7 protein-coding genes are annotated in these 8,454 nt (G+C 49.8%); 1 reads left to right on the plus strand and 6 read right to left on the minus strand.

The window, feature by feature from the left end; genetic code table 11:
- Positions 1-5 precede the first annotated feature (5 nt).
- From ACTUJZ_RS14215 to ACTUJZ_RS14225, 3 genes are all read right to left on the minus strand, one after another.
- Positions 6-1,877 (minus strand): sensor histidine kinase, encoded by a 1,872-nt coding sequence (locus tag ACTUJZ_RS14215; RefSeq protein ID WP_463636996.1) that lies wholly within the window; start codon positions 1,875-1,877, stop codon positions 6-8.
- On the minus strand, positions 1,877-4,120 hold the full coding sequence (locus tag ACTUJZ_RS14220; protein ID WP_463636997.1) for an EAL domain-containing protein: 2,244 nt from the start codon (positions 4,118-4,120) through the stop codon (positions 1,877-1,879). Before ACTUJZ_RS14220 ends, ACTUJZ_RS14215 begins: the two co-directional genes overlap by 1 nt.
- Positions 4,121-4,335: 215 nt before the next feature.
- Positions 4,336-5,463: an acyl-CoA desaturase gene (locus tag ACTUJZ_RS14225; RefSeq protein WP_463636998.1), complete on the minus strand. Its 1,128-nt coding sequence runs from the start codon at positions 5,461-5,463 to the stop codon at positions 4,336-4,338.
- Positions 5,464-5,675: 212 nt separating this feature from the next.
- Here ACTUJZ_RS14225 and fabR point away from each other — a divergent pair, with 212 nt between their 5' ends.
- Positions 5,676-6,275 (plus strand): HTH-type transcriptional repressor FabR, encoded by a 600-nt coding sequence (fabR, locus tag ACTUJZ_RS14230; RefSeq protein WP_463636999.1) that lies wholly within the window; start codon positions 5,676-5,678, stop codon positions 6,273-6,275.
- Here the strand turns inward: fabR and trmA are convergent.
- From trmA to ACTUJZ_RS14245, 3 genes are all read right to left on the minus strand, one after another.
- Positions 6,272-7,369, minus strand: a complete 1,098-nt coding sequence (trmA, locus tag ACTUJZ_RS14235; RefSeq protein ID WP_463637000.1) for a tRNA (uridine(54)-C5)-methyltransferase TrmA — start codon at positions 7,367-7,369, stop codon at positions 6,272-6,274. The genes fabR and trmA overlap by 4 nt on opposite strands.
- A 138-nt stretch (positions 7,370-7,507) precedes the next feature.
- Positions 7,508-7,972, minus strand: coding sequence for an RNA recognition motif domain-containing protein (locus ACTUJZ_RS14240; RefSeq protein WP_463637001.1), 465 nt, complete (start codon positions 7,970-7,972; stop codon positions 7,508-7,510).
- Positions 7,973-8,165: 193 nt separating this feature from the next.
- On the minus strand, positions 8,166-8,454 hold a 289-nt coding region (locus tag ACTUJZ_RS14245; protein ID WP_463637002.1), incomplete at its 5' end, for a hypothetical protein.

Raw genomic sequence — 8,454 nt, forward strand, 5'->3', positions numbered from 1 at the left:
GATCATCATCCTGCCTGGCGCTGCGGGGCAGATTCCGGATTACTGACGTGGGTAGGCAGAGTGAGGGTGAAGGTGGTGCCCTGATTGGGTTCGCTGTGAACCGCAATACTGCCTTCGAGCACCTGCGTGACCCATTGATGCACCAGATGCAGGCCCAGGCCCGAATTGCCCTGATGCCGGCCCGATGTCACAAAGGGGTCGAACAAGCTGCCAGCCACCGAAGGCTCAATGCCATTACCGGTATCTTCAATGGCCAGAATGACATGATTTTGCGAAGAATGCGCTCGAATTGTGATGCGTCCTTGCTGATCAGGGAGAAATGCATGGTGCAGACTGTTATTGATTAAATTTTGGATAACCTGCGATAAGGTGCCCGGATAGCTGGTTAGATAAATCCCCTTAGATATGTCGATGTGAATATCGAGGGGATATTTTTTTAATTGTGGTTGCATAGCATTGACCAGGTCGGTCACATTCTGGCGCAGGTGAAAGTGCGTGACTTGCTCGCTGGAGCGATCAATGGATAAGCGTTTAAACCGTTTAATCAGCGCGCTGGCCCGCTGCAAATTAGAAATAGCCAGCTTAGTGGCATCGTCCGTCTGCTTAATAAAGCTATCCAGTGAAGACTTTTTCAATCCAGCTTCAATTTGTTGTTTAAGATCATGCAGCCTGTTTTGCAGTCCACTGATAGACATGATGGCCGCGCCTAAAGGGGTGTTAAGCTCATGAGCAATACCGGCGACCAGCATGCCCAGTGACGCCATTTTTTCGGTTTCGACTAACTCCGCCTGCAAGCGTTGCTGATGTTCCAGCGCTTCTTCCACTTCGGCTTTACCTTGCTGTAATTTAACGTTCAATGCATTGACCCTGCTCGACATCACTGCTTCCCGATACAGCAAGATACCGCCCATCAGCAGAATAAATAGCGTGGTCAGGGCTGCGGGCAATAAGGCCGCGCGGCGTTGCTGAATAATAAAAGACGCCGGTGTTCGGGCCATAAAATACAAGGTTTGATGATGCTCGGCCTGTTCACTTAAACTTAGTTGCAGTGGGCTGGCACTGTAAACCTCCTGGTTTTGTGCTACATAGCTGGCTACAGCCCGATTGGCATTAAGGCGTTGCCAAAAATCAGGTATGTCGGCCGTAGGCCCATGAATGCGGCCGGTCCACTCCCGGTCTTGGTCGTGGTGCACTATCCATTGCGGCTGATCATCGGCCAACAGCAATTGGGTGTTAATCGAGCGTAAATCACGGATAAAATCAAATAACTCCGTCAGCCGAAAATTCAGAATCAAAAAACCCTCGCCAAGCGGGTGGGCGGTGGTGGTATGCAACATGGCGCGAATGGTGGGCTCGAAGGGGGTAATGATTTTGCCCTGTTCCATGTTCAGGTTAATGCCTGATAAGATCAAAGCGCCGGGCAGAGTATTTTTCATGATCTGAAAATAAGGGCGATGCTCTTTGTTTTGCAAGCGGGTTTGCGACTGAGGTGGCCCGCCATTGGCGGGAAAGTCGACCCGGACCACTTCATCGCCGTTGAGATTCATCCACCGTAACTGGGAAAGGTTGGGTAAGATCCCGCCCACCCGTTGAAAAACCTGTAATGCTAATGGCGCATTGTCTTTTTCGAGCAGGTCGTAAAGATGAGAATCCAGTAGCCGGGTAGAATTGCGGATATCGCCCAGCTGGCGGTTGAATTCGGCATTGCCCAAGGCCAGCAAGTTGAGGTGTTCACTGTTGACCACCCGGACTGCCGAATCATAACGTCGTTCAAACTGCATGATGCCGGCCAGTACAGCCAGTACCACTAAGATGGCCGCCCACCATCCTAAGCGGGATTGGGTAAACCAGTAATGCCAGTTAGGCCATGCCTGCATCAGGATGACTTATGTTGACGACCAAGCTGCTCAAGTAACGCAGCCAGCGGAATCGCCCGGGAAAACAAAAAGCCTTGAGCAAGCGAAAAACCATTGTCTGCTAGAATTTGGCGCTGCTCATCAGTTTCCACGCCTTCAGCTACCAGGTCGGCGCCGAACTGATCGCCTAATGCTTTGATCATCTTTAACATGGCCAACCCGCCGTCAGGGTCTTCGCCGGTGAGTTGGGAAATAAAGCTGCGATCGACTTTAAGCACGTGGGCAGGTAATTTTGCCACATGGGCCAAAGAAGAATAGCCTGTGCCAAAGTCATCAATGCTGACCCGCACCCCCTGGTTGGCAATATGATTTAGCACGTCTTTGACGCCCAGATAGTCACCCACCGCCTGTGATTCGGTGACTTCTACCTCTAACAACTGATGAGGTACCGATGTGTTATCAAGCTGCTGGTCAAAGGCCTGCAGAAAATCACTGTTATCAAAACTGCTGCATGACACATTAAATGACACCGGCAGCGCAAAATCATGGCGCTGCAGTTGCCGCATATCTTTAAACACCTGCTGCATGACCAGTAAATCCAGCTTATTCACCAGCCCGGAAGTTTCGGCGAGCGGAATAAACGACGCCGGCATAATGAGCCCTTTAGAAGGATGATGCCAGCGCAATAGGGCTTCGGCGCCCACAATGCGGCCGGTGTGCAGATCATATTTTGGTTGATAATGCAGGGCCAGCTCCTGCGGCTCACTGATGGCATCCTGCAATTCTTTTAGTAACAAATAGTGAGACTCTAAGGTTTCTTTGAGTACCGGTGAGTAATGCGCTACCGGAGTATGCTGCTGTTGTCCTTCATTCAAAGTAGCTTCAGCCAGACGCAAGGCTTTTTCCGGCTCCTGATTGGCTACATGTTGTAAGTCCAGCACCGCAATGGCACAGCTGGCCTTGTGAGACAAGCTGCTGATGTTTAACGATAGATCGGTAACATCGGTAAGCACCTGGTCCGCCGGTAGTTGCTGGCGGTCAAACAAGAATGCGAAGGTGTCATCTTCGATGCGGGCCACAGTCTGGTAACGGGCAAAGCGTTCGCGCAAGGTGTTTAGCAGACTGCGCATCATGTCGATAGCAAAATCAGCGCCCAGCATGATTTCGCACGGGTAATAATCTTCAACTTTGATCACCACAATGGCTGTGTTCGCACGTTCCTGTTGTGATGCGGTCACCAGCTCGCGTTGCAGCCAGTTACGATTGGCAATGAGCAATTCCTGGTCGTAAAACGCCATAGCTGAAAGTTTATTCATCAGAGCCAGGTTGGTGAACCCATTGCTGACATTCTCGCTAAGGACCATCAACAAAGAGATATGGCTGCTGAGCAAACGTTCGGGAGATTTTACGATGATCAGATAATGACGCTGATCCACCTGATGGGTGGAAAAATACAGCACTGACCACATGCCTTTAAACTGGTGCTGGCCAGAAGCCGCTGCGGTTTCCATCAGCGGACGCAGCTCTTCCCCTTCCTGGCTCACCAGCTGATGCAAGGTTTGCGGCTGTTTATTGGCAAACTCACCATTCACCGCAATGATAGGACAATCATGCCAGTTGTCAGGCTGAGTATTATACGCACAGGCAATCCCCCCACTGCGTGGCACACCAATTAGTCGCGCCACTTCATCCAGTACTGCCTTGGTAAATTCATGGACATCATGGCGCGAAATGATCGCTTTTGAAGCATCAACAATCATTTGCAGCCCGCGCCGGGCGGTAGACAGCTCATGCATTGAATGCCAGGTGCGGATATTGCTCGACACGATGGTTCGTAATTTGTCTTCGGTTAAATCCACCTTGTTCCAGTATTCGTCAACATCAAAATCGCGCATGGTGTCCATGCGGGGCGCCATGCCTGGTTGACCGGTCAGCAATACAATACGCACTTCATTGTTGCCTAGGACATTGCGGATAGTATTAACCAGAAACAGCCCGGCATCATCCTGTTCCATCACCACATCCAAGAGGATCACGGCGATATCGTTGCGCTCGGCAATGATAGAGGAGGCCTGTGAGGCCGAGGATGCGGTAAGAAACAACACCGGGCGTTCTTTCACAGTGAGGCTGGACAAGCCGACCTTAAGAGATTGTTGGTAGCCCGGGTCGTCTTCGACACTGAGCACGACCCACGGTGGCTCGGTGATTGCGTCTAGTGGGGTGACAGACTCGTCAGCAAACGTGAATAGCAGTTCATCGCTCATCGTGGATCCTACCATTACCATGTCTTCCGTGTAGCGCTATAGCCGCTGGCTACGTCGTATTAGGAAAAATGCCTGTGTTTAAGTGTTGCGCATAACTGTGATTTTGCAACGTACGCAGACAAAAAACTGCCTGTCATGCAGGTTATTCGCTGGGTAAAGAATCTGGGATCATAAGGTGCAAACAAAAACGCAGCCCGGAAGGCTGCGTTATACGATTAAGCGAGTGAAAAATTGAGTTGTTGCAACTGCAGCCACTTTTCCCGTTGCAGGATAAGGGCGTTTTTCAGCTCTTTATAATTAAAATCAAGCTCAAGCCGTTCAACACTGCGCTTAAGGCATTTTTGCCGTACCCGCATCAGGCGCTTTTTAGCGGCATAGTACTCAGACATTTTCTGCATCAGCAGATCATATTCTGATTGGATTTTCTGCATCACTTCCTCAGCATTAGGCAAGTGTGAGATTCGCGCACTGGCCTCTTGCAGCTGCATGGCCACGCGGGCTTTTTCGATACGCTCTTCAGGTACTTTGCGCAGGTTTTTGGTCAGCCCAACCATCGACAAGCCTCGAATCAACCATTTGGTCGGGTCAAACTGCCACCAACGAATACCGTTGCGGTAATCGTATTCAAAAATATGGTGGAAATTATGGTAGCCCTCACCAAAGGTGAAAAACGCCAATACCCCGTTATCGCGCGCGGTATTGGTATCAGTATACGGTTGTTTACCCCAAAAATGCGCCAGCGAGTTAATGAAGAAGGTGACATGGTGCACCATCACTAAGCGAAATACCCCAGCAATCAGAATCATGCCCAGGATGTCGCCATTGAGCCAGCCTAACAACCCGGTAATACCAAAGTTCGCCGCCAGCACGATGGGCAGATAATACTTGTGCTGCCACATGACCACCGGATCTTTTTGCAGATCTTTGCAATTACGGTAGTCATCATAGCGGTGTGACTGATATTCACGCAGCATCCAGCCGATATGGGCAAACCACAAGCCGCGCCGTGCAGAATAGGGGTCTTTGTCATTATCATCGACATGGCGGTGATGGATCCGATGGTCCGAACACCAGTGCAAAATACTGTTTTGCAAGGCCATGGCCCCGCCAATCGCCAGCACAATACGCACCCCGATGTGCGCATCGTAGGTTTTGTGAGACCACAACCGGTGATAACCGGCGGTGATAGACATCCCGGTGAAATAAAACAGCACAATGGCGGTAATGATCTCTGCAGTATCAAAACCAATGTAGCTTGCCCACACAGGCACGCCCACAAACGCAATGGCGCCGGTGATGATAAACACAAGGATGTTAGTAAGAATTAATGGTGGTTTTTTCATTGACTACAACTCAGCTTACAACTGTTCGCTAATTTATAGAAATCAACCCGTTTAGTAAAGCCAAACAGTTAAGTTTAATAAAAATGTAAAGGTTGTAAGCAGGCTTGCGCGGGCCGCTTGTTGTAAGCATAGTGGATATTACAGAAGTTGCGTTACCCCTCGTGCTAGATTGTGCAATAAGGTAAACTGGCGAGGTTGCGCAGGAGGTCATTTTGAGTCGCCAGGAACAAAAACAAAAAACCCGTCAGAATATCATTCAGGCTGCCTTTTCGCTGCTGGATGAGAACCGTAGTCTTTCGGCCATCAGCCTGCGCGAAGTGGCCCGGGCGGCCGGTATTGCGCCAACCTCCTTTTATCGCCATTTTAAAGATATGGACGAATTGGGCCTGACGCTGGTGGATGAAGCAGGGTTAGCCTTGCGTCAGCTGATGCGGCAGGCACGCAGCAGGATTGCCTCCGGCGGCGGGGTGATTGGCATCTCGGTTGACACCTTTATCGAGTTTATCAGTGCTAACTCCAATGTATTTAGGCTGTTATTGCGAGAACATACCGGCACCTCCGCGGCGTATCGGCTAGCGGTACTGCGGGAGATCCAGCATTTTGTGGAAGAGCTGACTGATTACATCGCCGAGCAGCAACACATTGACCACCAGGTAGCCAACCTGCAGGCTGAAGCCATGGTGCGGCTGGTGTTTAGTGCTGGTGCGGATACGCTGGAAGCTGACAGTGCATCACGCCGGCAAATTGGTGAGCGGGTCAAAGCCCAGCTGCGGTTTGTGCAACTGGGCGCCCGTGAATTTAAACCTGATTAGCCTTCTTTGCGGGTTAACCGCACACCGGCTTCAATATGGTGAGTAAACGGAAACTGGTCAAATAGCGCAGTATGCGTAATGGTGTGAGTTTCACATAAAGTCGCCAGGTTGTCGCTTAGGGTATCCGGATTACACGAGATATACACAATCTCATCATAGGCTTGAATCATGGCCAGCGAGTCTGCATCCAGCCCGGCGCGCGGTGGGTCAACCAGCACAGTGCCAAAATCATATTCCTGCAAGTCAATGCCTTCGAGGCGCGTGAAGGTGCGTTCCTGGCGCATGGCCGCGGTGAAGTCTTCGGCAGATAAGCGCACAATTTTGACATTGTCAGTGCCATTGGCCTCAATATTATACTGGGCAGCGGCCACCGACGGCTTGGCGATCTCGGTGCCAATCACATGCCGAAAGCGCTGTGCCAGCGGCACCGAAAAGTTGCCGGCGCCACAATACAACTCAAGCAGGTCACGCTCGGTGGTGGGGCACGCATCCAATGCCCATTCAATCATGCGGCAATTCACTTCGGCATTAGGCTGAGTGAAGCTGTTTTCGATATGCTTAAACACAAAGTCGGTGCCGTTGACCGGTAGCCGTTCGATAATAAAATCGTTGGCCAGGACGACTTTTTGCTTCCGGGCCCGGCCAATGATATTCACCGTAAAATACTCGCCCAGGTCGGCCTGCAGTTGCCGGGCAGCCGCTTCCCACTCGTCGTCTAACTGGCGGTGGTACAGCAAGCTAATCACTAATTCGTTGCTCAGGCCGCTCAGATAATCCACCTGAAACAGCTTTTTACGCAATACCGGGTTGGGTCTGACCAGCTCCATGAGTTTTTGCATCGCAGCATTAATAGTTTCACTGGCTGGTTCGAAATTATCGACGCGGTACTTTTCTTTGGTCTGTGGATCGAACATGATGTGATACAGATCATCGCCTTCATGCCACACTCTGAATTCAGCGCGCATGCGATAGTGTGTTGGCGCAGAGGCAAATACCTGCGCTGCCGGGGCATCAAAGGTATCTAACAACGCATTCAGGCGCTGTTCTTTTTCATCAAGTTGTTGCTGGTAAGCCGATGCTACAGAATCGGGCATTGGGTACTCCACATGAATCGCTCAATTAGGTGCTGCAGATAAATAAAGTGCAACACCGCTATAGTGGTAAGTATACCAGTGGCCAACCGATATAAAAAAGCCCGGGTTAACCCGGGCTTTGTCACCAAATCGTTCAGGTTACTCCATTTCACCTTTTTCTTTGGCTGGGCGTACTTTTAATGTGCGTTCATGAAAGATCTTGTCATTGAGCTCGTCAATTGCCGAGTCAACATCACTGGTGATCACTTCGATAAAGCCATAGCCTTTACGTTTACCCGTGCGACGATCTTTCATTAAGCGCACAGATTGCACATTGATGAAGCTGTTAAAGTAATCTTTAACCGCATCTTCATTTGCCTTATACGGTAAATTGCCAACATACAATGTTGCGGTTTCCTGAGCAGAAACCGTGGACTGTTCAGCTGGTTGCGATGAATTGCTCAATAACGAGGCCAGCCATGGGGTTACCATCCCACTTATTAAAAACGACGCTGCAACAGACAAGGGGAGGTTCACTTGCATCTCGGCAGAGGAGAGCAGAATGTACCCGGCTACAGCAAAAACCGCGCTAATCATTGCGCATTGAATAAAGCCAACTTTCATAGACCTTCCTTTATATTGTTATAGATGACATTTGGAGGCTGGTTATAGTTTACTCACTTGTAACAAATTGAACAACTTTATGTGAAAAAAGGCCGGGTAAAAGCCATTAATGAGTAAGTTTTGTTGCTAAAATAGGCACTTGAGCGCGTTTGCTAAGAAAAATGACGTTTATTGCAAAAAAAGACGTTGACGGTCAGGCTCGCTCATGTAGAATGCGCTCCACGTTCTGAGGGGGCAGCAGCCAAATCAGGATGAGGTTTTCACCGCCAACTTTACTTGATAAAAACTTCAAAAAAAGTTGTTGACACGAAAACCGAATCGCGTAGAATGCGCATCCCGCTTCGGGGAGTAAACGAAGCAGCGGCAAGGCCAGTTGGTCAGTCGCACTGTTCTTTAACAATGTATAACAAGACAATCTGTGTGGGCACTCGTTAAGAGTGTCAACCGACGATTCATAGATATATTCGATTTTTAATTGAAGA

Source organism: Alteromonas sp. WD8-37, from assembly GCF_055326825.1.

What these genes read in the sequence shown, in the direction of transcription:
- ACTUJZ_RS14220 (WP_463636997.1), bottom strand. Translation starts at nt 4,120, where the DNA reads ATGAGCGATGAACTGCTATTCACGTTTGCTGACGAGTCTGTCACCCCA.
- trmA (WP_463637000.1), bottom strand. Translation starts at nt 7,369, where the DNA reads ATGCCCGATTCTGTAGCATCGGCTTACCAGCAACAACTTGATGAAAAA.
- ACTUJZ_RS14215 (WP_463636996.1), bottom strand. Translation starts at nt 1,877, where the DNA reads ATGCAGGCATGGCCTAACTGGCATTACTGGTTTACCCAATCCCGCTTA.
- ACTUJZ_RS14225 (WP_463636998.1), bottom strand. Translation starts at nt 5,463, where the DNA reads ATGAAAAAACCACCATTAATTCTTACTAACATCCTTGTGTTTATCATC.
- ACTUJZ_RS14240 (WP_463637001.1), bottom strand. Translation starts at nt 7,972, where the DNA reads ATGAAAGTTGGCTTTATTCAATGCGCAATGATTAGCGCGGTTTTTGCT.